This is a genomic window from Microbacterium sp. NC79 (assembly GCF_019061125.1).
In the GTDB taxonomy this organism is placed as follows: Bacteria; Actinomycetota; Actinomycetes; order Actinomycetales; family Microbacteriaceae; genus Microbacterium.
In genome coordinates this window covers 1-25,120 of record NZ_JAHQYI010000001.1, presented here as the reverse complement: position 1 = coordinate 25,120, position 25,120 = coordinate 1, and the positions used below count along the sequence as shown (strand labels likewise).

The following is a 25,120-nucleotide window of genomic DNA, read 5'->3' as shown; positions in this document are numbered from 1 at the left end:
TTTAGCTTTCGGGCGCTGCGCTTGCCTGGTGGAATCGCAGCGCCCAGCCGGTGGTGGTGCGCACCCAGATCGACGAGCGCAGTGCAGGTTTGATGCCGACGGATCGCCACAGCAGCATGATCGTGTTCGCATCGATCTGCTCGGCACTGATCACGTCAAGTTCGACCGGCGGGTCAAGCGGCGCGATGTGCTCGAGGACGTCATCGCGCGTGTAGAGGCGACCCGAGGTTCCGATTTCGCGGAACTGGGTGTGCAGCAGCGCCGCGACGCGGTTCGGGTTGCTACGGACGTCGGCGTCGAGCAGGGCACGTTCACTGGCGATGACGGTGTCGATCGGGGTGGTGGGGGCGTGCTCGGATGCTGCGGGGGCGTGCTTGGGAGCTTCGGGGGCGTGCTTGGGAGCTTCGGGGGCGTGCTTGGGAGCTTCGGGGGCCGTCGTGTCGAGGTCGTCGAAGTGCGAAAACAGGTCGAATTCGGGGGCCGGAACCATGTCTGCAGCTGGTGCTGATGGTTCCGGTGCAGATGGTTGCGGTGCGGCCAGTGGTTGCGTGGCCCGTGTTGGCATCGCATCGTCGCGTTGATCGAGGACCGCGGCGCCGGTCGATGGGGCAGTTTCAAGGAATCCAGGGCCAGCGTTTGGGGCGCGGCCAGCCTGGTAGGCGGTGGCGGCCGCATTTGCGAGGTCGTCTGCCTTTTCGTTGAGGTGGTGGCCGGCGTGGCCCTTGACCCATTCGAAGGTGACGGGTCGGCCAGCGATGGCTTCGTCAATCGCCTTCATGAGGTCGACGTTGAGGACGGGTTTGCCGTCTTTTTTCTTCCAGCCGTTGCGCTTCCAGCCGGGCATCCACTTGGTGACCGAGTTAATGACGTATTGCGAGTCGCACAGGATGTGCAGCGGGGCGTCGAGGTGCGCCGTCTGCTGGAGGAGGTCAAGCACGGCCATGAGTTCGCCCATGTTGTTGGTGCCGTGCGGCCATCCGCCGCTGGCCCAGTGCTGGTCGTCGACGTACCATCCCCAGCCGGCTGGTCCCGGGTTGCCGAGTGCCGAACCGTCTGCCGCCGCGATGATCTTCACCCCTCGATCATTCCACGCTCGCCGCCTCGCGACGCTGGCCACGCTCGCTTCGTCCAGCGGATGCCGCGCATGGCCACGTTCGTTTTGTCCAGCGGATGCCGCGCCTGGCCTCATTCACCACGCCCGCGGATGCCAGGCCCGCTACGCTACCGACCACCTACTCCTGCCGCGGAGGGAAACTAATCCTGCTGCGGAGTGATCCGCGGTGGTGGCTTTACCCCGGGCGGTTTTTGCTTGAACCGCTTCGCGCGTCGGGTGAGTCGGAGCGCTGAGGACGTACTGCGACGCCATCGACCGGTGGGGTCTATCCAGTTCGGGGCACGCACTTCGGGGATGCCTGACGCCATGCGTATCGTCCACCCGGAAATCGCCAGGTATCGGTGGTGAAACCAGCACAGCATGACCCCGTTATCGGTATGAGTCGCGCCACCGTGCGCATGTTCGTTGACGTGGTGGATTTCACACCATGCGGCCGGGGTTGTGCAGCCCGGGATGACGCATCCGCCATCACGTAGCGCGATCGCACGGCGCTGATGGGCGTTAAAGATGCGGTTCTCGGTGGAAATGTGGGTGATCCGGCCGTCGCCTGTGATGCTGACGCGCTGCGTGGTTCCGGCGCATCCGGCGTGATGGGCTGCTTCCAGCGGAACCATTGCTGCCGTCGACGGGAGGAATGCGGTTCCGTTGCCCGTCGCCAGGGCTTCATCATCAACCATCACGACGAGCGTGGGCGCGGCACCACCAATCGTGGGTGCATCTTCACTGGTTGCGGCAACCATGAACGCCGTGATGAACGCGTCATGTCGCTTTTGCGCCGCGGTGCGGGAGTCGGCGACCTCAAGCGGTGCGCATGAGCAGCGGGACGGATCTTCGCACCCACAGTAACCATCGCGCGCACGTTGCTCCGCGCCTACACCGGCGCCGACACCTGTGCCTACATCTGCGTTGCCGTCGCGGGAAAACTCGTCGCTACGGGTCTGCGCATGCTGGTCGCGCTCAACCTCGTCGCTGGGGCGGAAGCTCACGCGCGACGCTTTCGTGTCGCGGGGCATGCCCATCGCGTCGAAGAAACGCTGAATCTGCTCGGCACCCTCCGGGAGGAGGTGGCCGCGGAGTTCCACGAGGCCGTCCTTCACCGCGCCGAGCGTGACACCACGCTTACGGAGCGCCGCATGCTCGACCGGTTCAGCACCGTCGGCATCGATTACGCTCGCCCACACGCTCGCGTGCATTCGCAAGGTGTCAGCCGTCGCCGGCATCGTCGCCTCGGTCGAGGTTTCACCTGTCTCGGGGTCAAACTCATAGCCGCGGGCAGCTGCCGCGAGCGCCGTGTCGGCGAGGGCAACGAGTTCGGGGTCGAACGAACGGCCCGGAGGGCGTATCGCCCCGACCACACTCGCCGCTGCCCCTGCGCCAATTTCGCCGTCGAGAATCGTCTGCCGCAGTGCGGGAAGCGAAGCCTCGAGGAGCTCGCCTGTCGTAATCGAACGCGCTCGCTTCGTCGCCTCAGCCACCCGCAACATCGAACGTGCGACCGCCGAGCTGACCCGCGTGGTTTGCTGCACTACCTCGCTGGCCGACGCGCACCCGAGTCGCGTTGACAGCCGCTCAGCAACATCTGCCGTCGCCGAGCGCTGTTGTACCTCGCAAGCACCAACAATGACAACAGACTCGGCACTTCGTAGCGCCTCCCCCGCGGCCGTCAGCAAACCCACCAGCTCTTCATCCTCAACGAGCGAAACGCACTCGGATTCATGGAAATCTCGAATGACAAGAGTCAGCGCACCGATGGCGTCGCGGACTCGCGATGCCGGTGACTGCCCTGTCGTTTTCATGCCGTAAGCATCTCACTAACCTCCGACATCGCAGGGCGGAAAATGGCAGATCACAGGCTAGTTATCTGACAGTTTCCTGAGCGTTCGGAACCGAGCGTTTGGCTCCGTCGTTGCAGCAGAAGTCGTCGCGCTCGCATGCGTGCGGCACAGCCCGCCGCGGCCAGAACTCTAGGCCCGGCAGATCACCTCACCGTGCGGAATCAGGTACCACCCGTCACTCGATTCTGCCCATCGGCGCCACGCAGCACTGATCCCTTCAAGGCGCGCCCGGTCGGCCGCCCCACTGTCGACCAACTGACGAGCGAGCGCAGATTCGAGAATCCGGTCAGCCCACATGCCACCCCACCACTCGCGCTCCTCGGGGGTCGCATAACACCAGGTCGATGCGCTCGCCTTGACGTCTTCGAAGCCTGCGGCGCGTGCCCACGACAGCAGCCGCCTGCCAGCATCGGGCTCGCCGCCGTTGGCGCGAGCTGCATCCCGGTACAGCTGAAGCCAATCGGTCAGCTCGGGTGCAAGCGGAAACCAAAGAAATCCGGCATAGTCGGCGTCGCGAGCGGCGACGATGCCACCCGGCTTGGTCACGCGCTTCATCTCACGCAAGGCCTGCACCGGGTCGGCAACGTGTTGCAACACCTGGTGTGTGTGCACAACGTCGAAAGTGCCATCGGCGAAGCTCAGGGCGTGCACGTCCTCGACCGCAAAGTCGATGTTCCGCACACCCTCGCGCTGGGCGAGACCCTTCACGAGGGCAAGTTCAGCGTCGCCAACTTCCGTAGCCGTCACATGCTCGACGTGACTCGCAAAGTCGATCGTGATGGTTCCGGGGCCCGCCCCCACGTCAAGAAGTCGCGCGCCGGGGTCGAGGTACGGCTTCAGGTAGGCCGCGGAGTTCGCAATGTTCCGGTTGCTGTGCGACCGAAGAACCGACTCATGATGCCCGTGCGTATAGGTAGCCATGTCTCATTGTCGCGCACGGTCGGGCGGGGTGTTTCCAAGGTCATGGGGCAAAACGACACGAGCTGAGATAGGCGGATCGTATCGATCGTGCCGGCGCCGGTGCGTTTCGCCTCGAACGCTGCGCACCCTCACTCACCGCTGGCTCAGTACCAGAAGCTCAGCCGCGGCTCCGTCGGTGTGCGGAACATCGCATCGACCAGCGACACAACGTCAATACCCGACGCCGACAGGCGCCCGGCCGACACGAGCGTCTGCGCCGAGGTTCCGCCGATGAACAGCGCCGAAAGCTCAACCGTCGACAGCTTGACGTCAGGCTCATCGGCAACACCGCGCGTCACCACACCGCGCCCCGCGTCATTGACGTCAAGCGCGAAGCGCCCGCCGCCAAGACCCAGCGGATCAGTCACGTCAAAAACAATGCGGCCGGCGGAACCATAGGTGCGCGACTGCAGGGCCGCGGCAACATCGAGAATGCGCACGTACTGGTGATCAACCACCGTGACCGTGGCCGCGCGCTGGTCGGCGAGCATCCATCGCACCGGCTCGTCGACACTGCGCAACTCCAGCGTGATGTCACCAATGAGGTCATGCTCAAACAGGTATCGCCACATCGCGGCATACGCGTCATCGGTCGCGGTCATGAGCAACGAAACGTCGAGACCCGTCTTCGAGTAGTCGGTCGCATGCTCGCGGAGCGAATACACGATGAGACCCTGCACGTCGCCCGCGGCATCGCGGTACTGCACAAAGCGTTGCGCTTCGGTGTTCTTGCCGCCAGGCAACAAGCCCGCGAATCGATCCCAGTGCATCGGCGTCGGGATGATCTCACCCGGCGACGTCAGCCGAATGCGCTCGTGCAGCACCGGCGCAAGCTCGCGGAACTGCTCGCGCGAAATGTAGTCCACCCGGCCCTCGGTCGCTGGCGCCGAGAATCCGGCACGCTTACGATCAATCACCCACGTCGCCGCCGACGCTGAGGGCGCAAAACCGTACCGCTGATAGATCGACGACTCACTCACGGTGAGCACCGCGACGGGAAGCCCCGCTGCGACAGCCGCCCGCAACTCGCCCTCCATCAGCTGGCGCGCAATCCCGCGGCGCCGATGCGTGGCGGCAACCGAAACGGCCGTGATCGCGAATGCCGGAACAACCGCTTCACCCGGAACCGTCAGCTCAGTCACAAACGAACCGAAGGTTCCGACCGGCAACTGCGGCTGCGCGGTATCCGCATCAAACACGCCAAGATTGCGGCGCGCGACGGACGCACCATATCGCGAAGGCAGATTCTTCTCGTCGGGCTCAGCGTCCAGGAATCCGCGGGCGAGACTGCGGAACCAGTCGGCAACGGCGACGAGTTCGGGGAAAGCCTCTGAAATGGTGGGGTCTGCCGGAATATCATCGGCCGACGCGGGTGTCGGAATGAGGCGTAGCTCGAGCCCACGCGACGCGAGTGCCGCCGCCGCTTGCGCGTCGAGACCCTGCTTGCGCAATGAACTTTCAAACTGTTGTTGCGTCTGCATTTTCGTGACTCCCGGGGGCCTCATTGATCGGAGAATTCACGCTAGCACGCACTGCCGACACTCAATGTGGGGGTGTCTATTTGGTTCCGCTCTCCTTAGACTCACGAGTGTGACGACACTTGTTTTGACTGTTATCGGCGACGACCGCTCGGGCCTCGTGGCCGACCTGTCGGAGATCATTGCAGAGCACGGCGGCAACTGGGCAACGTCGGAGATGGCGCAGCTCGGCGGTAAGTTTGCTGGCATCGTGCTCGTTGACGTCGCCGACGATCAGGTCGACGATCTCACCGCAGCGCTGGAGAGCAACCAGCTCGCCATCACCGTGCAGCGCGGAACCTCGTCACCGATTCCGTCGACGAACCGCCTCACGATTGACTTCATTGGCACGGATCGCCCCGGCATTGTGCGCCAGATCACCGACGTGATCAGCAGCACGGGTGCGAGCATTGAGACTCTCTCGAGCGACGTCGTTGAAGCACCGATGGCGGGCGGCAACCTGTTCACGGCGACCGCGACCGTGCTGCTCGACGATGCCGAAGCCGAGAGCCTGCAGTCCAAGCTCGAAGACCTCGCCGACGAACTCATGGTGGAGTTCACGTTCGGGCGGTGACGCTCGGGCGACACTACGCCCCAACACCCCAGTAGCCGAGCGGTGCCAAGATGGAGCCATGGCTTTCGTGATTGATGCCCCCGAGCCCCATTCGCTTCCCATCATGGGATCAGACGACCGATTCCCGGTGCGTCGTGTGTACTGCGTGGGGCGAAACTACGCCGATCACGCCCGCGAAATGGGACACGACCCCGACCGCGAGCCGCCGTTCTTCTTTATGAAGCCGTCAGAAGCCGTTGTCGCCTGCCCCGTTGGTTCCGTCGCCTCCGTCACCTACCCGACGCAGACGGCGAACCTGCACCACGAGATTGAGCTTGCCGTGGCCATTGGCACACAAGCCGCAGAAGTCACACCAGAACAGGCGCTCGACGCCGTGTGGGGTTACGGCGTCGCCGTCGACCTCACGCGCCGCGACATGCAGGATGACGCCAAGGCCCTGCGCCGGCCATGGGACCTCTCCAAGGGGTTCGACGAGTCAGCCCCAATCTCCGCCCTCGCCACCGCCGCGACAATCGGCCATCCGACCGCTGGGCGCATCACCGTCGCGGTTGACGGCGTCACTCGCCAAGACGGCGACCTCAACCAGCAGATCTGGAATGTCGCCGAAGTCATCTCTGCCCTCTCGCACGCCATCACGCTGTTGCCCGGCGACATCATTTTGACCGGCACGCCCGCGGGCGTGGGCCCGGTAGAACGAGGAGAAACGGTCGTCGGCAGCATCGACGGCGTCGGAACCTTGGGCTTCTTCGTCGCCTGAGCTTTCGTTCGCGCGCGTATGGCGATACGTTCCGCGGCACCAGCGGGCATCGCAATTGCGGAATCAGCAGACACCGCTTTTCGGAACCAACGGCTAAGCGCCGAGAAGAGCGGCAGCACCGCTGATCGTGGCGATAACGGCGACCACGGTGCCAATGCGCTGCACGACAGTGTTTTTGAGTGCAACGGCAAGCACAATCGCGACAAATGACACCATCAGCACCCCAAACGAAATGAGGGCGATGCCCAGGCCGCGAAGCGTCTCTGCGCCCGGGCCACCGACGAAGAGTGTCCACCGCGCAAAGCCCAGCCACGCGATCGACACAACGAGTGCGATGACAGCGAGCACAAGCGCGACCGTGCCGATCCGACGCGCTCGCATTTCGCCCGGCGTGGGCGGATCGTTGGGGTTGCGGTCGAGACGATTCATCGGGTGACGGTCACCGTTCCCGCACCGGAGGTGCGTAGTTCGAGGATTCCAGATTCTGCGTCCCACGATACGACTTCGGCGCCATCGACGACAGGCTCAGCGGCCGGGCCACCCGGCGGTACCTGCACGTCAGCGGCGCCAGCATCCGAGACGTCAAAAGTGACGGTTCCGTCGTCAATCCGCCACGAAACCAGGTGCTCAACGCCGCGCGGGGCTCCGGAACCCGGAGCTGAGTAAGTAGGCCGGCTGTTAAGTCCGCTCCCCCATCGTCACCGGCTGAAACCTGGCGCGTCGCACCGGGCGGCACTCGGTAGGCTGAGGGCACCGAAATCGTTGAGTGAAGGCGGCGCTGTGCAGTACGTATCGACACGCGGAACGGCCATGGGTCCGTACCAGGACGTCATCATTGAGGGCTTGGCCTCAGACGGCGGTCTCGCCGTTCCCCAGTCACTCCCCCAGATCGGTGACCGGCTCGAAGAGTTGCGTGCACTCACGTACCCGGAGCTTGCCGCGACGATCATCGGCCTGTTCGCGACGGACGTGCCCGCCGCCGAGCTCACCCGCATTGCGCACGAATCGTACAACGACGAGAAGTTTCGCACGCCTGAGATTGTGCCACTCAAGCCCATTAATGGCGGCATGACGCTCGTCGGTCTGTCTGAAGGCCCGACGCTGGCGTTCAAAGACCTCGCCATGCAGTTCTTGGGCGGCGCGCTCGACTACGTGCTGACCGAGCGCGGCGATGTGCTCAATATTATCGGCGCAACGTCGGGCGACACCGGTTCTGCCGCCGAATATGCGATTCGCGGACGCTCGACGCTGTCGGCGATCATCCTGTCGCCGCAGGGTCGCATGAGCGATTTCCAGCGCGCGCAAATGTACTCGCTGCTGGACGACAACATCCACAACCTCGCCGTCGAGGGCAACTTCGATGACTGCCAGCACCTTGTGAAGCTCGTCAATCAAGACCTCGAGTTCAAGCGCACGCACCACATTGGTGCCGTGAACTCCATCAACTTTGGCCGTATTTCCGCGCAAATCACGTACTACGTGTGGGCGTGGTTGCGCGCAACGGATGCCGTCGCTGACCCCGCTGGCTTCGAGGTCTCCTTCGCGGTTCCGTCTGGCAACTTCGGCAACATTCTCTCCGGCCACTACGCACGCAGCATGGGTGTTCCGATCCGCAAGCTCGTGCTCGCCACCAACGAAAACAACGTGCTGCACGAGTTCTTCTCCACCGGCATCTACCGCCCGCGTTCGGCAGAGGCGACGCCGGCGACGTCGAGCCCGTCGATGGATGTGTCGAAAGCCTCGAACCTGGAGCGCTTCGTCTACGAAGTTGTCGGCCGCGATCCCGAGCGCACGGCAGCGCTCTGGCGCGAACTGGATGAGACCGGAACCTTCGACCTGTCAAGCGAATTGGCTCGCTTTAGTGCGGAGTACGGCATCGTCAGCGGAACCTCGACGCACCAGAATCGTCTGCACACGATGCAGGCAACGCACGCGTCTTCGGGCGTTGTGATCGACCCGCACACCGCCGACGGCGTGTACGTGGCTGCCCCATTCGTCGAGCCCGATGTGCCGATGCTGGTGCTGGAAACGGCACTGCCTGAGAAGTTCGCCGCGACCGTCACCGAGGCGCTCGGTGAAGCGCCCGTCGTGTCGGCCGAGCACCAGGCGCTGCTGACACTCCCCCAGCGCACCACCGACATCGCCAACGACGAAGCGGCATTGCGCGCTTTCATCGAGGCTAACGCCAAGCACTGACACCGGGCAGCGTGTGGCCCGCTCTTGATCAAGAGCGGGCCATGCTTGTTGATTCCAGCGGTTCCGGCTCCCCGCAGGCCGCCCCGTGGTTCCGGTGCCCCCACACGCCGCCCCGTGGTTCCGGTGCCCCCACACGCCGCCCCGTGGTTCCGGCAGAAGGAGAATGCCGCGGCAGAAGGAAGATATCCGCCGCGTTTCCTTCTCTCGCGTCGATTTCCTTCTCTCGCGACGTCGCTACAGCCAGCGTTTCTTCTTGAATACGACGTACAGGCCGACGCCGAGCGCCGCCATCAGGCCGATCGCAAACGGATAGCCCCAGGCCCAGTGCAGCTCAGGCATCTCGTCAAAGTTCATGCCGTAAATGCCGCCGATGAGCGTCGGGGCGAACAGAATGGCAGCCCACGACGAGATGCGTTTCATGTCTTCGGCCTGCGCAACGCTGTGCTCGGTGAGGCGCTTCATTTCCTCGTTCTGCCGCTGCGCGACAAGCGCCGCCTGCACGGTCAGACCGTTTTCGAGGATCGCGCGAAACGCGTCGGCACGCTCCACAATGCGCAGCACGTGGTCGAGCACGTCACGCAAGGATCGCTGCAGTTCAACACGTTCTTGATAGAGCTCGGAACCACGCAGCAGGTTCTCGAGAATGAGCACAAGCGGCTGGGTGGCACGCTGAAAGTTGATGACCTCGCGCAACAGCTTGTAGATGCGCAATGAGACGTTCTCATCACCAGCAAATAGCTCGTCTTCGATTTCGTCGATGTCGTTTTCGAGCCCAGCGATCACCGGGGCGTACTCGTCAACGACCTCGTCGAGAATGGCGTACAGCACGGCGGCTGGCCCCATCGCAAGCAGCTCCGGGGTTCCTTCCAGGCGCTTGCGCACCCGGGCGAGGTTGGGCGATTCGGCGTGACGGATCGTGACGACGAAGTCCGGCCCAACGAAAACGTGCAACTCGCCGAATTCGACCTCTTCCACATCATCGAGATAGCGCGCCGGGCGAAGAACAACGAACTGCGTGTCGCCGTATCGCTCAAGCTTGGCGCGCTGATGCCCCGCCAGAGCGTCTTCCACGGCGAGGGCGTGCAGTGAGAATTCGGCCGAAAGGCGTCGAATCTCGTCGTTATCCGGCCGGTACAGCCCAATCCATGCCATGCCCTGACGTTCACGCATCAGATCGAAGGTTTGGTCGAGATCGGCAGGGTTAGCCGTGCGTTGCCCGTTTACATAAACCGCATTGTCGATCAGTGTCATCATGTCTCACCTCGAGATTCGCTCGCATGCGACGCGATGAGCGCCGCGAGAATTGCCATAACCAGCCATTGCTCGCGGAGATGAGTTCAGACGCTCTCCGGCGATGCAATGGCGCGCGGACTATCACCACACATCGTGCATCACCTCCGGCTCTTTCGGGCCAATCGTCCGGCTATACCTTAGGCCGTGAGCGTCACGAGCACCTAATCTCTCGGCCGATCCGGCTCTTCCTGCCCCGCTCCCCTGGTTCCGCAGCCCCCGGTTCCGAAACCGGCCGCACCATGATGGCGCCGGAACAGCAACTGCCCACCCGCTCGGTGCGAGGGGGTGGGCAGTTCGCTATGCGCCGTACGGCGGGGGGGCGTCGTACGGAGGTGGAGCGTCGTAAGGCGGCGGAGCATCGGATCCATAGGGTGCCGGAGCGCCGCCGGGTGCTCCCCCGCCGTAGCCGGGGTCGCCGCCTGCCATGTCGGTGAAGCGCGAGAAGTGACCCTGGAACGCCACCTCGATCGTCGCCGTCGGACCGTTACGGTGCTTGGCCACGATCAGGTCGGCTTCGCCGGGGCGAATGTCTTTGTCGTAGGCGTTTTCGCGGTGCAGCAGGATCACCATGTCGGCGTCCTGCTCAATCGAGCCCGATTCACGCAGGTCGCTGATCGCGGGCTTCTTGTCTTGGCGCTGCTCCGGGCCACGGTTCAGCTGCGAGAGCGCGATAACCGGAACCTGCAGCTCCTTCGCGAGGAGCTTGAGGGCACGCGAGAACTCCGACACCTCTTGCTGACGTGACTCGACGCGCTTACCGCTGGACATGAGCTGGAGGTAGTCGATGATCACCATGCGCAGGCCCTCGCGCTGCTTGAGGCGGCGGCATTTCGCGCGAATCTCAACGAGCGACATGTTCGGGCTGTCGTCAATGTACAGCGGCGCTTCGCTAATACGGCCACGCGTGGCTGCAACGGTCGTCCAGTCGCGCTGGTCGAGCTGCCCCTTACGAATCGACTGCAGCGGAATGCCACCCTCGGCGCTCAGCAGACGCATCGCGATCTCAGCGCGCCCCATTTCCAGCGAGAAGAAGATGGAGGGCATGTTGTGCTTGATAGAAGCGGCTCGCGCGAAGTCAAGCGCGAGCGTCGACTTACCCATGGCAGGACGGGCGGCAACGACGATCATCTGGCCGCCGTGCAGACCGTTCGTCAGCTCATCGAGCCCACGGAACCCGGTCGGCACGCCCGTCATCGAACCATCGCGGCCACGGGCCGCTTCAATCTCTTCGAGAGCCGCGTCAACGGCAACCTCAAGCTGCACGTAGTCTTCGGCAGTCTGTGCGCCCGTGACGTTGTAAATCTCCGCCTGCGCAGAGTTCACGAGCTCGGTGACATCGCCCTCACCCTGGTAACCAAGCTGAACAATGCGGGTACCCGCGTCAACCAATCGACGCAGCTGTGCGCGCTCGCTGACGATACCGGCGTAATAGCCCGCGTTTGCCGCCGTCGGAACAATGGAGGTCAGCGTGTGGAGATAGTCGGCACCGCCGGCGCGTTGCAGCGAGCCGGTCTTGATCAGTTCATCGGTGACGGCAACGACATCGGTGGGCTCACCGTGCGAGTACAGCGACAGGATGGCTTCGTAAATGACCTCGTGCTTCGGCACGTAGAAGTCGGTGCCACGAAGTGACTCAATAACGTCGGCGACGGCGTCTTTTGACAGAAGCATGCCGCCGAGGGTGGACTGTTCTGCCAGAAGGTCGTGCGGGGGTGTGCGCTCAGCCTCTCGACGACCGCCCATACGCTCGTCCGAGATGTCTGCGATCGACACGGAGCACTCCCCTTTCATCGCGGCACAACAACGCAATGATCCAGAGAGTGCCGCTGATTTCTCTGGATCGCAGTCCACCACGAACCTCCGACATTGCGGCGCTGAGAGCATCACGCGCGCACGGGTGAGTGGGCTGAGCCTCCACGCTATGCCCGGTTCATCAGGCCGTCAAAAGCCCCTCCTCCCAGCCTGTGGATAACTCTGTGGACAGCCTGGGAGGAACTCGGGCGATTTTGTTGATAACCCCTGGGGATAACTGGGGATAACTTTTCTAACGTTTCTTTGTTTCGATCCGTTGACCTGGTGTTTCTTTTGTGCACAGGGCGCCAAATCTATCCCCCTCAACTTCACATTTAAGGTTGTGGAGCGACGCGCCCGGGTGTGCACAATTCGGTGGACAATTCTCACAAAGTGTGGTTGTTATCCCCTATACGCGCGACCCATGGAACCCCTACAATTTCCTTCCCGATCGCACGCCAGTCGTTGGTTGTTAACGCGTTGGCTATTCGGGGTTCGGGTGTTACTCGCTGGCCGCGAGCGTGAAAATGTCGGTCATCAGGGAAAACAGGTCGATCTGTCGGAGCGCGACTGCTTCGGCATCGTCATCTGCCGCCATCACGACCACCGTCAATGTGGTTCCGTCAGCCGCAACCGCATGCCAGCTGCCGGTCACGACACCCAGTGAGGATCCGCCCTTGTATGCCACCGCGGGCCACGCCTCAGCGTCGACGATGACTCCCGGGTTGGTCGTGAGTGCGGCCGCAACATCGGCGTCGGAAAGCGCGGCGAGCGCTGCATGGATAGCAACCACATCATCGGGCGTCGCGAACCAGTCGAGACCGTTCTGCCAGAACGGCGTGGGCGTGATGGCTGCGAGGTCGATGGACGGGAGATCGATCGTGAGGCTCGCCAGCATCGCGCGGCGCTCATCGTTCCGCTTCTCGCACCCATGGTTCCCGCTCGCACACCAATCGTTCCGCGGGGTTCAGGCCGCAGTTTCGCCGGCGCTCGTGTCGCGACAGCGACAAAACAGCGCGACTGCCAGAGAATTTTCGCGAGAATGTGTGGCTGTCGCGTGAATCTATCGCTCTCGCGACAAGGGGTTGACCGCGGCGGCAGGCCAACCCTCACACCTGGTTCCGCTTCTCGTACACCTGGTTCCGCGGGCGCTCCTGCCTACCCGGCACATAGTTCCGGAACCATCACTGCCGGGAGAGAAGGAAAGTGACACCGCAGGCGGCGATGATGCGCAAAATCTCCTCCCACCACGTCAATTACCTTCCCTCGCGTCAGCCACCTCGCCGACAGCGGTCACAAGCCCAAACCAAACCCAAGCCCAAGCCCACCGCAAACCCAAACCCCTCCCGGGGCAAAGCAAAAGGCCGCCCTCCCGAAGGAGAGCGGCCTCAGCCAATCATCGAGCCTTACTTGGCTGCGATGACCTGGAGCTTGATCGTTGCCGAGAGCTCGTCCTGCAGGCGAACGACTGCAGTGTGCTCGCCGACGACCTTGATGGGCGTCGGGATGGTGATCTTGCGCTTGTCGAGGTCGCCGAGACCAGCAGCCTTGACTGCGTCAGCAACATCGGCGGGCTTGACCGAACCGAAGAGGCGGCCTTCGCCACCCGTCTTGACGGTGAGGCGAACCTTCGTGCCCTCAAGACCGTTCTTCAGTGCGACGGCCTCTTCGTGGCTGTGGATTGCACGAGCGTCACGAGCGGCACGGATCGACGTGACCTGCTTCTCGCCACCCTTGGTCCATGCCACGGCGAAGCCCTGGGGAACGAGGTAGTTACGAGCGAACCCGTCCTTAACCTCGATTACGTCGCCGGCGCTTCCGAGCCCGGTGACTTCATGCGTCAGAATCAGCTTTGCCATTGTCGTACCCCTTACCGGCCAGCGCCAGCGTAAGGCAGGAGCGCCATTTCGCGTGCGTTCTTGATTGCCTTGGCGATCAGACGCTGCTCCTGTACCGAAACGCCGGTGATACGACGGGCGCGGATCTTCCCGCGCTCCGAGATGAATTTGCGAAGCGTTGCGACGTCCTTGTAGTCAATGACGCCAACGCGGATTGCCTTCGCGGGAGCGGCGTTCTTAGCGCCCTTCCGCGGCTTGCGGCGATCGCCGCTTGACTTTCCAGCCATGGTTATCCTTTGTCAGTAAACGTTTGTGATGATCGCGTAGATCAGAACGGGGTGTCGTCGCCGTAAGCGCCAGGTGCGCTCCACGCGTCAGCTCCTGCAGAGCCCGGGGTTGCCCACGGCTCCTCTGCAACCTGCTGACGGGGTGCGCCGCCGCCGAAGTTGGATCCGCCGCCTGCGCCGCCGCTGGCAGCACGAGTTACCTGTGCCGTTGCGTAGCGCAGCGAGGGGCCGATTTCATCGACCTCAAGCTCAATTGCGGTGCGGTTGTTGCCTTCTTTGTCCTGGTACGAACGCTGACGCAGGCGGCCTGACGCGATAACGCGCATGCCCTTCGTCAGCGATCCAGCGACGTGCTCGGCGAATTCACGCCATACACTCGCACGCAGGAACAGCGCATCGCCGTCCTTCCATTCGTTCGCCTGGCGATCGAAAGTACGCGGAGTTGAGGCGATCGTGAAGTTTGCCACGGGCAGGCCGTTCTGCGTGTAACGCAGCTCGGGGTCTGCCGTGAGGTTGCCCACGACGGTGATGACGGTTTCGCCGGCCATCGTCGTTACGCGTCCTTCTTAGCGGCCTTGGGCTTGCGAGCGGCCTTCTCTTCGGCGCGCTTAGCCTCGGCAGCAACGAGAGCAATTGCCTCTTCAGCGCGCAGAACCTTCGTGCGCATGATGAGTTCGCTCAGCTTCAGCTGGCGGTCGAGCTCGTTGGTTGCTTCGCTCGTAGCGGTGAAGTTAACGACGGCGTAGATGCCCTCGTTCTTCTTCTGGATTTCGTAAGCAAAACGGCGCTTGCCCCAAATGTCGACCTTCTCAATGGTGCCACCGGCTTCGGTGATGACCTTGAGGAACTTGTCGAGATTGGGGGCTACCGTGCGCTCGTCGATCTCCGGGTGAAGGATCACCATGAGTTCGTACTGGTGCGTCACTGTCCCACCTCCTTCGGACTTGAACGGCTGTGAGGACTTTCCCCACAGCAGGAGGGTGTGTTGCACGTGCCCGGGCATAAGTCTGCCCAGACAACCTGTACAGTCTAGCAAACTCTGCGGGCGCAACTTTCCCCCGGTCACAGCCCCCTGGTTCCGGAACCATTTTTTGGTGTTTTCGGGGACGGAACCACGGGGTTTGTGTCACGGGGGAGGTATCTGTCGCCGGGGGAAGTGATTATGCGAGAAATCACCTCCTCTCGCGTTACCTACCTCCTCTCGTGACGGCTATCCGGAGCCATGGGAAGGTGCACGGAGCGGAACTTGAGTAGCGTGTGGGGCAGGCGGTAATCGTGGGGTTGTTGAAGATTCCGTTTGATACGACACCGCTGACGGCGCGGCTGAACCGGCGTGATGTGCGGGCGTACGCGACGGTGGCGAAGCGCACCGTGCCGCGCGGGGTATTGCCGGGTGCGGGTTGGCGTCACGTTCTGCATGCCGGATCAGCGCTGATCGCGAGCTCTCTGGGCATCGTGCTCGGCGTCGTGATGATGGACGATGAGCCCAACTGGGCGCTCGGCGGACTGGTGGCGCTCGCCATTCTCGGCATCCCCGGGGTGATCGCCCTCGGCGTGTGGGTTTTGCGGCGCCAAGCCGCGCGGCGCTGGTATCGCCTACGCCCGTTTGCTGAGGCGAACGGGCTGCAGTTTCATCCGCTGGTTCGGGCTGAGGGCCTGCGCTCGGGTACGAAATTCACGGTTCCGGGGCGCCTCGATGCCCTCAATGTCATTGCGGCACCGGGTGCGCGCAACCTCATGGTCGGCACGCTGCGGGTGGAGACTGGTGCCGGCAAGAACCGCTCGGTCACGATGACCGACTTCGTGACGCTGAGCCTCAATCGGCGCTTGCCGCACATCGTGCTCGACGCAAAGAGCAACGATGGCCTCGGTTTGAACGGCCGGCTCGGCGCACAGTTCGATCGCGAACAACAGCTGCGCCTCGAGGGCGACTTCAATGAGACGTTCGCTGTACTGCCCGAACGATTGGGACGTCGAGATCATCGACGACGAGATCTATCTGTACTCACCGAAGCGCTCGTTGGAGGCTGATCCGGAACGCTGGCAGGCCGTCGGAACCACGATCAACGCGCTGGGGGAGAAGCTCGATCAGTGGGAGCGTTGGCGCGAATCGCGTGGCGCTTCGACAGTCGAGAGTTCCCTCGCGCCCGACCGTCGCTTCGTCGCGTACGAGCGACGCCGCCTGAAGGCGCGGTATCCGTGGTGGCTGTGGTTGGTGGTTCCGATTCTTTTCGCCTATGCGCTGTTTGGCCTTGTGATGATGGCCATCGATACCGGCGGGGTTTTCGGTTTGTAGCGTTAACGACAAAACCGCCACCCGAAGGTGACGGTTTTGACGTTTCAGTTGGAAGCAGCCGACGGAACCGACGGGGCCGATGCCGGGGTCGGGACCGACGGTGCCGAAACGGGCGACGGTGCTGGTGCTGGTACTGGCGCCGGTGCCGGTGCCGACGGCGCCGAAACTACCGACGGTGCGGGTGCGGACGCGACCGAAGCAACCGTGGGGGCCGAAACGGGCGACGGCGCCGGCGCTGACGCTACCGTCGGAGCCGAAACCTGCGAGGCAACCGTCGGGGCGGAAACCTGCGGGGCCGAAACGGCGGTCACGGGCGACGGCGTTGCAACCGATGCGGCCGTTGCGGCCGAGACCGTGGCCGATACCGATGCGCTGATCGCGGTGACAACCGAAGCCGCACCGTCGGTGACGCGCAGGGAAACCGCGCCATCGAGAACCGACTTGCCCTGGGGAACGTCAACGCCAGGAATCTGCTGACCGTCATCGTCGTTCAGGCTCATCGATGCTGCCGTTGCGCTGGCGCCGCCGGCGATCAGGCCGAGTCCGACGATGCCCGTGACGCCGTAGGCGATCCACTTCTTCTTGTTCATTGTCTATCTCCTTGCTTGCGGGCTTTTCGGCCCTGTCCCTTGCTGTGTGATTCCACTCTCCCCGCTGGGTCTAAGCGCGATCATAGGTAATCGTGAGACGCGCCTTAAGTTTTCATCTGAGACCTTAGGTAGACGCGTATCGGGCCCGAAATTCCGCGGAATCACGGGGATCTATCACATCCCACGGGCGTGAAAACTTATGCAAGAAACTGTGAGATTCATCGAAATCCACCCCCGTGGAGCTTCGCGGCAAAAGAAAAGACCCCGGCGAACCGGGGTCTTGTCACCTAGTCGACGCTGTCGGCGGACGGTACCGAAATCGGGCTGGCCGGGTCGACTGGAACCGGCGCGGGCGCCGGGGGCGCGGGTGCCGGTGCCGGGGGCGCTGGTGCGGGGGGAGCGGGGGCCGGACCGCCCGTGCCCGCGCCCGGCGTCGGTGTCACGGACGGCGACGGCGTTACAGAAGGCGTCGGCTTCGGAGACTGCGTCGAACCATTCTTATCAACCTTGACAACGGTTCCGGCGTCGACGCCACCGCCATCAAGGACGTTGCCGTCGTTGGTGTGGAGTTCCATCGCGGATGCCGCGAGCGACGCAGCGCCGGCGAGCACGCCCAGCCCGAGCACACCGCTCACGCCGTACATGACCCAATTTTTCGCTGCCATCGTTTCATCCCCTTGTTCGAGCTGTACCCAGCATGCCCGCCCGGTGTAAGCCGCGCGAAAGTCATTCTTGAGAGTGTTCTTATATTCCTACGCGACTCGTCCACGCCTCGGCCTCGACCAGCAACCGTTCGGCGCGCTCACGATGCCCGCTCTCGAGGGCACTCGTGGTGTGTCCGAGCAGTTGGGCAGCCGTGCGCCCGGCCACCGCGGGGTCACTGCCCCAGCGCTCACCCGCCGTGGCAACCAGATCGGCCAGACGCCGCACGGCACTCGGCGCAGAATCTACCGCGAGCGCCCACGACGCCACCGCGTGCGACACGAATGCTGCCGGGTCTTCCGCCGCATCGCCGCGGCCGAGGGTGTCGACGTCGATGAGACCGGTGATCTCCGAAGCATCCGCGTTCATAAACAGCTGTCCGAAGTGCAGGTCGCCATGCACCGTGGTCTCGCGAGACGCTGGCGTCGTCGCCAACACCGCGCGCAGCGCTGACGCCCGTTCACCAAACACAGCGTCCAACGATGCCAGCCGATCGGCATACCAATCAACTCGCGTCAGCGCGGCACTGCGGGTGCGCTGATCGGTCGGGGTCGCGCCGATGGCCACACGCACGCGCTCAACGGCGTCAACCAGCCCGGCGGGAGTCCAGTCAGCATGCGTCGCGGGAGTGCCCTCGGCCTGGTCAATCACCAACAGCCCAGTCGGCGACCACGCCCGCACCTTCGGCACGGCCACACCTGAATCACGCAGGGCGCGATGCGCCGCGACGATTCGTTCCACGTGGCGTGGCCGCACGATCTTGATCCACAGCGGCCCCTCACCGGTCATAACCGTCAGCACTGCACGACGCCCTGGCCGGTACGCAACCATCTCGGGCGCTTCAACACCGTCAATGCCGAGCCGCGCCAACAGGGTTTGAGCGGCGGAACCAAAAGCTGCGGTGGCAAGGGCAGGCAAGTGCGGGTCGGCGGGGTGCGTCCAAATTCGACCGACACCGTCTTGCGCAAGCCCCGTCTCCGCCTCGACCGCGATGCCGGACGTGTCAACGTACAGCGCCACCGTGCGATCGCCATCCTGCACGTGAAAGCCGGCCACGGTTCCGTTGCCAAGCGGCTCGCGTGAGAACTCCTCCGCAGAGTCAATCTCCAGCGCGTCGCGCAGCAGCGCAGCTTCGGCACTCACGTGTGTCATGACACCAGTTGACCATGCCCGGATAAGTCCGCGATAAGAATAAGAACTCTCTTATGCTGGCCCCCATCTCCGGCCACAAAGTCGCCATACTGGCTGTGTGGGCGCGACCAGCACGACCGAGGCGACACCGGGCAAACGCCGGCGCATCGTCTCCGTTCGCACGCGCATTGTGGCAACGATCACGCTGGTTGCCGCGATCGGGCTGCTCGCGGTCGGTGTGACCCTGTACGTCGTTGAGCACGGCAAGATTCTCGCGCAGGTCGACGAGCGCCTCGAGGCAAACCTCGAATCGGCGCGCTTCATTGTGGGGCAAGGGCCGGTGAGCAACGGAACCACGCAGGCGTGGCCGAGTGCCACGGCTGCTCTCGAGACGGTCGTGCAGCGGATGAGCCCGGACGACAACACCGGCGCCGCTGGCATTGTTGACGGGCGTGCCGCCCTGGTTCCGGGCGTTCCGCTCGACGTTGACCTGCTCACCGCACCCGGCTTCGTCGACCACCTCAATGCCACCATCACCGACGAACCCCGGCGCGGAACCTACGCAGAAGAGGGCGTGACGTGGCGGTACGTCGGAATTCCCATCACACTGGCCGGCTCGCCACCGCCAGAAACCGTGCTGTTTGTAATGGTGTACGACATCAACGCCGAGCTTCAGGAGATCAACGAACTCGCCGTGCTGTACCTCGTGACGGCGGGAATTGTTCTGGTGCTGACGGCGGGTGCCGCGTGGATCGTCGCCGGACGCCTGTTGCGTCCGCTTCGACACATGCGCCGCACGGCGGAGCAAATTTCGGCGCGGTCACTGAGCGAGCGTCTGCCTGTGCACGGTAGTGATGATGTGTCTGAGCTGGCCGGAACCATGAATGCGATGCTGGATCGGCTGGATGCGGCGATGGATTCGCAACGCCAGCTCGTCAGCGACGTTGGTCACGAGCTGAAGACGCCGATGACGATCGTGCGCGGCTACCTCGAGGTAATGGATCCGAACGACCCCGCCGATGTGCGTGACACTCAGAACCTCGCAATCGACGAGCTGGACCGGATGGCTCAGCTCGTGCAAGACCTCGCGTCGGCGGCACGCCTGCACGGCCCCGCACCGATTTCTCCCGTCGCTACGGACGCCGGCGACCTGATGCACCAGATCATCCGCAAGGCGGAGGGTATTGACGGGGCAACGGTTTCGGCGGGGCCGATTGCCGACGTTGTCTTCCCTGTTGACCCTGCCCGCATCACGCAGGCGTTGCTACAACTTGCGCAGAACGGCGTCACGCACGGCGGCGGCCAGCTGGAGATCGGCAGCACGGTGCAGGGTGACACGGTGTACCTCTGGGTGCGCGATCATGGTTCCGGTGTGCCTCCCGAGATTCGCGACACGATCTTTGAACGCTTCTCCCGCTCCGAATCGGGCGGCAGCGGACTCGGCCTGAACATTGTCGACGTGATCGCTCGCGCCCATGGTGGCACCGCAGGCGTCACCGACCCGCCCTCCGGTTCCGGCTCCCTCTTCTACCTGTCTTTGCCGCGCATTGCGCAGGCGAATCACGAAAGGACTCCCCATGGCGTCGATTCTCATCGCCGATGACGAAGAGCGAATCTCCGGATTCATCAGCAAGGGATTGCGGGCGGCGGGCTTTGCCACGCAGGTCGCGACGAACGGTTTCGACGCGCTCGCGCTCGCCCAGACCGGGGAGTTTGATCTGCTGGTGCTCGACATCAATATGCCGGGCAAAGATGGCTTCGCTGTTCTTGACGAGCTGCGTGGTTCCGGCAACCGCATTCCGGTGATCATGCTCACCGCACGCGTCGAGCTGCATGACACGGTGGCAGGCCTCGAAGCGGGCGCCGATGACTATCTCGGCAAGCCGTTCCGCTTCGATGAGCTGCTTGCGCGCATTCGGCTGCGGATGCGGAACCAGGATCAGGTCGTGACGCAGGAGCTTTCGCACCGTGACCTCACGCTCGATGTGCGCACGCGACGGGTGCACGTGGGGGAGACGTCGGTCGAGCTGTCGGCGCGCGAGTTTGCCCTCGCCGAGGAGTTCATCCGCCACGCCGGCCAGGTGCTCAGCCGCGAACAGCTGCTGAGCCGCGTGTGGGGTTACGACTTTGACCCGGGATCCAACGTCGCCGACGTGTATGTCGGCTACCTACGACAGAAGATCGGGTCTGATCGCATCGAGACCGTTCGCGGCGCTGGCTTCCGGCTGGTGTAGCCAGCAGCTGCGGCTACCGCGACGTTATGTCGCGCAAATGACGTTATGTCGCCAAGATTCGTGATGTTTACGGGCATCGGGGCGCGGCGTTGTTGCATAACGCGCAGTCGGCGGCGCATGGCGCCAGATCCGGTCTCCCTCACCGTACGCCCGCGGGGCGCCGGAACCTGAAAAGATTCCGGCCCCCGCGGGTCGAAACAGGCCGGGGCTATGACGCGATCTTCAGCTCGTTGCCGGGGATCGATGCCAACAGACGACGGGTGTACGGGTCGCGCGGGTTGGTGAAGATCTCCTCAGACGACGCCGCCTCGACCAGTTCGCCGTCTTTCATGACGCACACGTAGTCGCTGATCAAACGCACGACCGCGAGGTCGTGCGAAATGAACAGGTAGCTGAGGCCGCGCTCACGCTGCAGGTCGCCGAGCAGCGTCAGAATCTGATCCTGCACCAGCACGTCAAGCGCCGATACCGGCTCATCACACACGATGAGCTCCGGATCCAGCGCCAGCGACCGCGCGATCGCGACGCGCTGACGCTGTCCGCCGGAAAGCTCAGACGGGTAGCGGTGCAGCATCGACGTCGGCAGCGCCACGGCCTCCATCAGCTCGCGCACCTTCGTGCGACGCGCTGACGCGTTACCGCGCTTATAGAACTCCAACGGCTCAGCGATGATGCGCTCGATCGTGAACATCGGATTCAGGCTCGAGTACGGGTCTTGGAAAATCGGCTGCACCTTCTGGCGGAACGACCGCAGCTCCTTGCCCTTCAACTGCGCGACATCCTGGCCATCAAAGCGCATGACGCCCGCGGTCGGCTCGATCACCTTCAGCAGCATGCGCGCTGTCGTGGTCTTACCCGACCCCGACTCACCCACAATCGCCACCGTCTCGCCGCGCGGAATCGCGAGCGACACATCCTTCACGGCGTAGAAGTCTTCCTTGCTACCGCGCTTCGGGTAGACCTTGGTCAGACCCTCAATCTCGACAATGTTGTCGACCGGCTTCGCCTCGGGGGCGGAACCATCGGCTGCGGAACCATGAGCTGTGGCATCCGCAGGACGCTCGGTGACAAAAGCCTGCGGCTGGAGCCGCGCGGCTGCAACCGACGGGGCGGCCTTCACGAGCGCCTGCGTGTACGGGTGTTGCGGGTTGTTCAGAATGTCTTGCGCCGGGCCCTGCTCGACGACGCGTCCGCGGTGCATCACAACGACGCGGGCGGCACGTTCTGCCGCCAACCCGAGGTCGTGCGTAATCAGCAGCACACTGGTTCCGATCTCCTGCGTCATGGTCGCAATCTGATCGAGGATTGTGCGCTGCACGGTCACATCGAGGGCGCTGGTCGGCTCATCGGCAATGAGCAGACGCGGCTGGCAAGCAAGACCGATCGCGATCAGTGCGCGCTGGCGCATACCGCCGGAGAACTCGTGCGGGTACTGCTTCGCACGCCGTTCCGCATCAGGCAGGCCCGCCGCGGTCAACGTCTCGACAACCCGCTCGTTCACGTTGTGGCGCGTGGCCTGACCGTGCGCGAGCAGCGTCTCGGCGATTTGCGTTCCGATCTTGGCGACCGGATTCAGGTTCGACATCGGGTCTTGCGGAACCATGCCGATCTGATTGCCGCGCACCTTGCGGAGCTCGTTTTCGCTCAACCCGACCAGTTCGCGGCCGTCAAATGTGATGCTGCCGTTGGCAACGGTTCCGCCCTTGGCAAGCAACCCAATAACGGCCATCGCCGTCGTCGATTTACCCGATCCCGACTCACCAACAATCGCGACGGTTTCACCCGGGTAGACCTCAATGTCGACGCCTTCAACGGCGTGTACAACGCCATCGGTGGTTTGGAAGTCGACCGCAAGATCGCGCACAATCAGCAGCGGGCTGGCGGCATCTCCGTGATGGGGATTCGTCATACGTTCCATCCTTTCGTCGTCTATCGCGCGCGGGTGCGGGGGTCCATCGCCTCACGCAAGGATTCACCGAACAGGGTGAAACCGAGCGCCGTGATGGCGATACAGATACCGGGCAAGAACGCGAGCTGTGGCGCGATGGCAAGTTCAGCCTGAGCGTAGGTGAGCATGCGACCCCACTCAGCCGTCTCTGGGCGACCGCCACCGAGACCGAGGAAGCTCAGCGCGGCGGCGTCGATCACGGCCGTCGCGAGCGACAGCGTGCCCTGCACGATGACAGGTCCGACGGAGTTTGGCAGCACGTGGCTCATCGTGATGCGGCCACGGCCAAGACCGAGCGTCTGCGCTGACAGCACGTAGTCGCTCGAACGCTGCTGGAGCATGGATGCACGCAGCAATCGGGCGAAGATCGGCACTTGGCTGGCACCGATGGCGATCATCACGGCGAATTGGCTCTGGCCAAGAATCGCAGCGATCGAAACAGCCAGCAGCAGGTTCGGAACCGACAGCAGAATGTCAACGAAGCGCATCAGCACGTTGTCAACCCAGCCGCCGAACATGCCGGCAAGGAAGCCGAGCAGTAGGCCACCGAGCAGACCGAACGCTGTCGAAATGACACCGATCATCAGCGACGCACGTGCACCCCAAATGAGTTTGGAGAGCACGTCGCCACCGAAGCGGTCAAGGCCAAGCGGGAACTCTGGAATCTCACCAGGGCCGGGGATGTGCGTGGGCGTGATGTTCTTCGCGCCCGGCAGTGCCGTCTCCGGGTACGGAGCCAGCCACGGAGCCAAAGCCGCGATGATCACGAAGATCAAGACGATGGCGGCGCCAATCCAGGCAACCGGGTTGTGGCGCAAACGACGGAACGTGTCTTGCCAGAAGCCGCCTGTGCGTTCTTTCGCTGACGTGGAAACGGCAACGGTCTCCGGCAGGCCGGTCGATGCCTCGGGCTCGCCGCCCAGGTGCGGAGGAAGTGCGTTAGTCATGTCGAGCCTCCTTACTGAACGCGCACGCGCGGATCGATCAGGCTGTACGAGATATCAACCAGCAGGTTGATGAGCGCGTACGCGATGGCAATGAAGATGATGAATCCCTGCAAAACAGGGAAGTCTCTCGTGAAGATGGCTCTCGCGAGGAAAGAACCAATGCCAGGGAAGGCGAACACCGTTTCGGTCAAGACTGCGCCGGAGATCAACAGGCCCGTCTGCAGACCGATCGTGGTGACAACCGGCAGCATGGCGTTGCGCATGATGAAGCGGTTACGCAGGGTGCTGGTAGCGATACCCTTCGCGCGCCCCGTGCGAACGTAGTCGGCGTTTTGTACTTCAAGCACCGAAGCGCGCGTGATGCGCACGATGATGGCGAGCGGAATGGTTCCGAGGGCGATCGCCGGCAGAATCAGGTGCAATATGGCATCCCAAGCCGCATCAAATTCCCCCGTGATGACGCCATCCCAGACGTAAAAGCCCGTGACGTGCGTTGCGTTGATGCGCGGATTCTGTCTGCCATCACTGGGCAACCAGCCCAGCTGTACGGCGAAGACGTACTTCAACATGAAGGCCAGGAAGAAGACCGGGATCGTGATGCCAACAAGGCTGAAGATCACGGCGGCGTGATCACTCATCTTGCCGTGGCGGCGAGCCGCCCAGTAGCCGAGCGGCACACCAATGCCAACGGCAAAAATCAGGGCGAGGACGGAAAGTTCAATGGTCGCAGGGAAGCGACGGAGAAATTCCTCAACAACAGGACGACCGGTTCCGATCGAGTTGCCGAAGTCTCCCTGCAACAGGCGACCCATCCAGGTGAAGTACTGCTCGTAGATGGGGCGGTCAAAGCCGTAGAGCGCATTGATTCGCTCCACAGCTTCGGGGGTTGCCTTCTCACCGAGAAGGGCAACGGCTGGTCCGCCTGGAAGGGCGCGGACCCAGAAAAATAGTAGAAGGCTTAGTCCGAAAAGGGTGGGTATGAGGAGAAGGATCCTCTTGCCAATGGTTCGCAGCACGCAAACTCCCGTGTTGTCGAGGGCTGAGTAGTGGGGGGGGGGGGGGGGGGGGGGGGCCCCCCCCCCCCCCACAAAAAAAAAAAAAAAAAAAAAA

At 63.4% G+C, this 25,120-nt stretch carries 25 protein-coding genes and 1 pseudogene; 7 read left to right on the top strand and 19 right to left on the bottom strand.

The window, feature by feature from the left end:
* Window position 1: 1 nt before the first annotated feature.
* From KTJ77_RS00125 to KTJ77_RS00110, 4 genes are all read right to left on the bottom strand, one after another.
* The gene (locus KTJ77_RS00125; RefSeq protein WP_217336507.1) at window positions 2–1,075 is read right to left on the bottom strand and encodes a ribonuclease HI family protein; all 1,074 of its coding nucleotides are present in this window, start codon (window positions 1,073–1,075) and stop codon (window positions 2–4) included.
* A 179-nt stretch (window positions 1,076–1,254) separates the two neighbouring features.
* Window positions 1,255–2,910: an HNH endonuclease signature motif containing protein gene (locus KTJ77_RS00120; RefSeq protein ID WP_217336506.1), complete on the bottom strand. Its 1,656-nt coding sequence runs from the start codon at window positions 2,908–2,910 to the stop codon at window positions 1,255–1,257.
* Between the two features lie 168 nt (window positions 2,911–3,078).
* Window positions 3,079–3,870, bottom strand: a complete 792-nt coding sequence (locus KTJ77_RS00115) for a class I SAM-dependent methyltransferase (RefSeq protein ID WP_217336505.1) — start codon at window positions 3,868–3,870, stop codon at window positions 3,079–3,081.
* 143 nt (window positions 3,871–4,013) lie between these two features.
* Window positions 4,014–5,390 (bottom strand): GNAT family N-acetyltransferase, encoded by a 1,377-nt coding sequence (locus tag KTJ77_RS00110; protein WP_217336504.1) that lies wholly within the window; start codon window positions 5,388–5,390, stop codon window positions 4,014–4,016.
* Window positions 5,391–5,499: 109 nt separating this feature from the next.
* On the opposite strand from KTJ77_RS00110, the gene KTJ77_RS00105 reads away from it, so the two are divergent.
* Entirely contained in the window at window positions 5,500–6,000 is a 501-nt protein-coding gene (locus KTJ77_RS00105) for an ACT domain-containing protein (RefSeq protein ID WP_217336503.1), read from the top strand.
* Window positions 6,001–6,058: 58 nt separating this feature from the next.
* Window positions 6,059–6,757, top strand: coding sequence for a fumarylacetoacetate hydrolase family protein (locus KTJ77_RS00100; RefSeq protein WP_217336502.1), 699 nt, complete (start codon window positions 6,059–6,061; stop codon window positions 6,755–6,757).
* Between the two features lie 93 nt (window positions 6,758–6,850).
* Here KTJ77_RS00100 and KTJ77_RS00095 read toward each other — a convergent pair whose 3' ends face one another.
* On the bottom strand, window positions 6,851–7,186 hold the full coding sequence (locus KTJ77_RS00095; RefSeq protein WP_217336501.1) for a hypothetical protein: 336 nt from the start codon (window positions 7,184–7,186) through the stop codon (window positions 6,851–6,853).
* Window positions 7,183–7,314 carry a hypothetical protein gene (locus KTJ77_RS13510; protein ID WP_302180705.1) on the bottom strand — a complete coding sequence of 44 codons (132 nt, stop codon included), beginning with the start codon at window positions 7,312–7,314 and terminating at the stop codon, window positions 7,183–7,185. Before KTJ77_RS13510 ends, KTJ77_RS00095 begins: the two co-directional genes overlap by 4 nt.
* A gap of 223 nt (window positions 7,315–7,537) precedes the next feature.
* Between KTJ77_RS13510 and thrC the strand changes: the two genes are divergently transcribed.
* Window positions 7,538–8,953 (top strand): threonine synthase, encoded by a 1,416-nt coding sequence (thrC, locus tag KTJ77_RS00090; protein WP_217336500.1) that lies wholly within the window; start codon window positions 7,538–7,540, stop codon window positions 8,951–8,953.
* A gap of 234 nt (window positions 8,954–9,187) precedes the next feature.
* Here thrC and corA read toward each other — a convergent pair whose 3' ends face one another.
* The 7 genes and pseudogenes from corA to rpsF all read right to left on the bottom strand — a co-directional run bounded on the left by corA (window position 9,188) and on the right by rpsF (window position 15,087).
* Window positions 9,188–10,204 (bottom strand): magnesium/cobalt transporter CorA, encoded by a 1,017-nt coding sequence (corA, locus tag KTJ77_RS00085; RefSeq protein WP_217338260.1) that lies wholly within the window; start codon window positions 10,202–10,204, stop codon window positions 9,188–9,190.
* Window positions 10,205–10,666: 462 nt separating this feature from the next.
* Window positions 10,667–11,989: pseudogene (gene dnaB / locus KTJ77_RS00080) on the bottom strand (replicative DNA helicase); the annotation flags it as partial.
* 550 nt (window positions 11,990–12,539) lie between these two features.
* The gene (locus KTJ77_RS00075; protein WP_217336499.1) at window positions 12,540–12,935 is read right to left on the bottom strand and encodes a hypothetical protein; all 396 of its coding nucleotides are present in this window, start codon (window positions 12,933–12,935) and stop codon (window positions 12,540–12,542) included.
* A gap of 508 nt (window positions 12,936–13,443) precedes the next feature.
* Window positions 13,444–13,896, bottom strand: a complete 453-nt coding sequence (gene rplI / locus KTJ77_RS00070; protein ID WP_217336498.1) for a 50S ribosomal protein L9 — start codon at window positions 13,894–13,896, stop codon at window positions 13,444–13,446.
* Window positions 13,897–13,907: 11 nt separating this feature from the next.
* Window positions 13,908–14,162: a 30S ribosomal protein S18 gene (gene rpsR / locus KTJ77_RS00065; protein ID WP_133541417.1), complete on the bottom strand. Its 255-nt coding sequence runs from the start codon at window positions 14,160–14,162 to the stop codon at window positions 13,908–13,910.
* Between the two features lie 41 nt (window positions 14,163–14,203).
* Window positions 14,204–14,710, bottom strand: coding sequence for a single-stranded DNA-binding protein (locus KTJ77_RS00060; RefSeq protein WP_217336497.1), 507 nt, complete (start codon window positions 14,708–14,710; stop codon window positions 14,204–14,206).
* Between the two features lie 5 nt (window positions 14,711–14,715).
* The gene (gene rpsF, locus KTJ77_RS00055) at window positions 14,716–15,087 is read right to left on the bottom strand and encodes a 30S ribosomal protein S6 (protein ID WP_217336496.1); all 372 of its coding nucleotides are present in this window, start codon (window positions 15,085–15,087) and stop codon (window positions 14,716–14,718) included.
* A 350-nt stretch (window positions 15,088–15,437) separates the two neighbouring features.
* On the opposite strand from rpsF, the gene KTJ77_RS00050 reads away from it, so the two are divergent.
* Window positions 15,438–16,193: a hypothetical protein gene (locus KTJ77_RS00050; protein WP_217336495.1), complete on the top strand. Its 756-nt coding sequence runs from the start codon at window positions 15,438–15,440 to the stop codon at window positions 16,191–16,193.
* Entirely contained in the window at window positions 16,183–16,458 is a 276-nt protein-coding gene (locus KTJ77_RS00045) for a TMEM208 family protein (RefSeq protein ID WP_217336494.1), read from the top strand. Before KTJ77_RS00050 ends, KTJ77_RS00045 begins: the two co-directional genes overlap by 11 nt.
* A gap of 44 nt (window positions 16,459–16,502) precedes the next feature.
* Here KTJ77_RS00045 and KTJ77_RS00040 read toward each other — a convergent pair whose 3' ends face one another.
* The 3 genes from KTJ77_RS00040 to KTJ77_RS00030 form a co-directional block, all read right to left on the bottom strand.
* Entirely contained in the window at window positions 16,503–17,048 is a 546-nt protein-coding gene (locus KTJ77_RS00040) for a hypothetical protein (protein WP_217336493.1), read from the bottom strand.
* A 287-nt stretch (window positions 17,049–17,335) separates the two neighbouring features.
* Window positions 17,336–17,713, bottom strand: coding sequence for a hypothetical protein (locus KTJ77_RS00035; RefSeq protein WP_217336492.1), 378 nt, complete (start codon window positions 17,711–17,713; stop codon window positions 17,336–17,338).
* 79 nt (window positions 17,714–17,792) lie between these two features.
* Window positions 17,793–18,902, bottom strand: a complete 1,110-nt coding sequence (locus KTJ77_RS00030) for a phosphotransferase family protein (RefSeq protein ID WP_217336491.1) — start codon at window positions 18,900–18,902, stop codon at window positions 17,793–17,795.
* 97 nt (window positions 18,903–18,999) lie between these two features.
* Between KTJ77_RS00030 and KTJ77_RS13620 the strand changes: the two genes are divergently transcribed.
* Together KTJ77_RS13620 and KTJ77_RS00020 are read left to right on the top strand one after the other, a co-directional pair.
* Window positions 19,000–20,484, top strand: coding sequence for a HAMP domain-containing sensor histidine kinase (locus KTJ77_RS13620; RefSeq protein WP_217336490.1), 1,485 nt, complete (start codon window positions 19,000–19,002; stop codon window positions 20,482–20,484).
* Window positions 20,459–21,115 (top strand): response regulator transcription factor, encoded by a 657-nt coding sequence (locus KTJ77_RS00020; protein ID WP_217336489.1) that lies wholly within the window; start codon window positions 20,459–20,461, stop codon window positions 21,113–21,115. The genes KTJ77_RS13620 and KTJ77_RS00020 overlap by 26 nt, the downstream gene beginning before the upstream one ends.
* Window positions 21,116–21,323: 208 nt before the next feature.
* Here the strand turns inward: KTJ77_RS00020 and KTJ77_RS00015 are convergent, their stop codons facing one another.
* Genes KTJ77_RS00015 through KTJ77_RS00005 form a run of 3 tightly spaced genes read right to left on the bottom strand, consistent with a single transcriptional unit; the run spans window position 21,324 to window position 25,026 of the window.
* The gene (locus tag KTJ77_RS00015; protein WP_217336488.1) at window positions 21,324–23,024 is read right to left on the bottom strand and encodes an ABC transporter ATP-binding protein; all 1,701 of its coding nucleotides are present in this window, start codon (window positions 23,022–23,024) and stop codon (window positions 21,324–21,326) included.
* Between the two features lie 20 nt (window positions 23,025–23,044).
* Window positions 23,045–24,010: an ABC transporter permease gene (locus KTJ77_RS00010; RefSeq protein ID WP_217336487.1), complete on the bottom strand. Its 966-nt coding sequence runs from the start codon at window positions 24,008–24,010 to the stop codon at window positions 23,045–23,047.
* 11 nt (window positions 24,011–24,021) lie between these two features.
* Entirely contained in the window at window positions 24,022–25,026 is a 1,005-nt protein-coding gene (locus tag KTJ77_RS00005) for an ABC transporter permease (RefSeq protein ID WP_217336486.1), read from the bottom strand.
* Window positions 25,027–25,120: the final 94 nt, after the last annotated feature.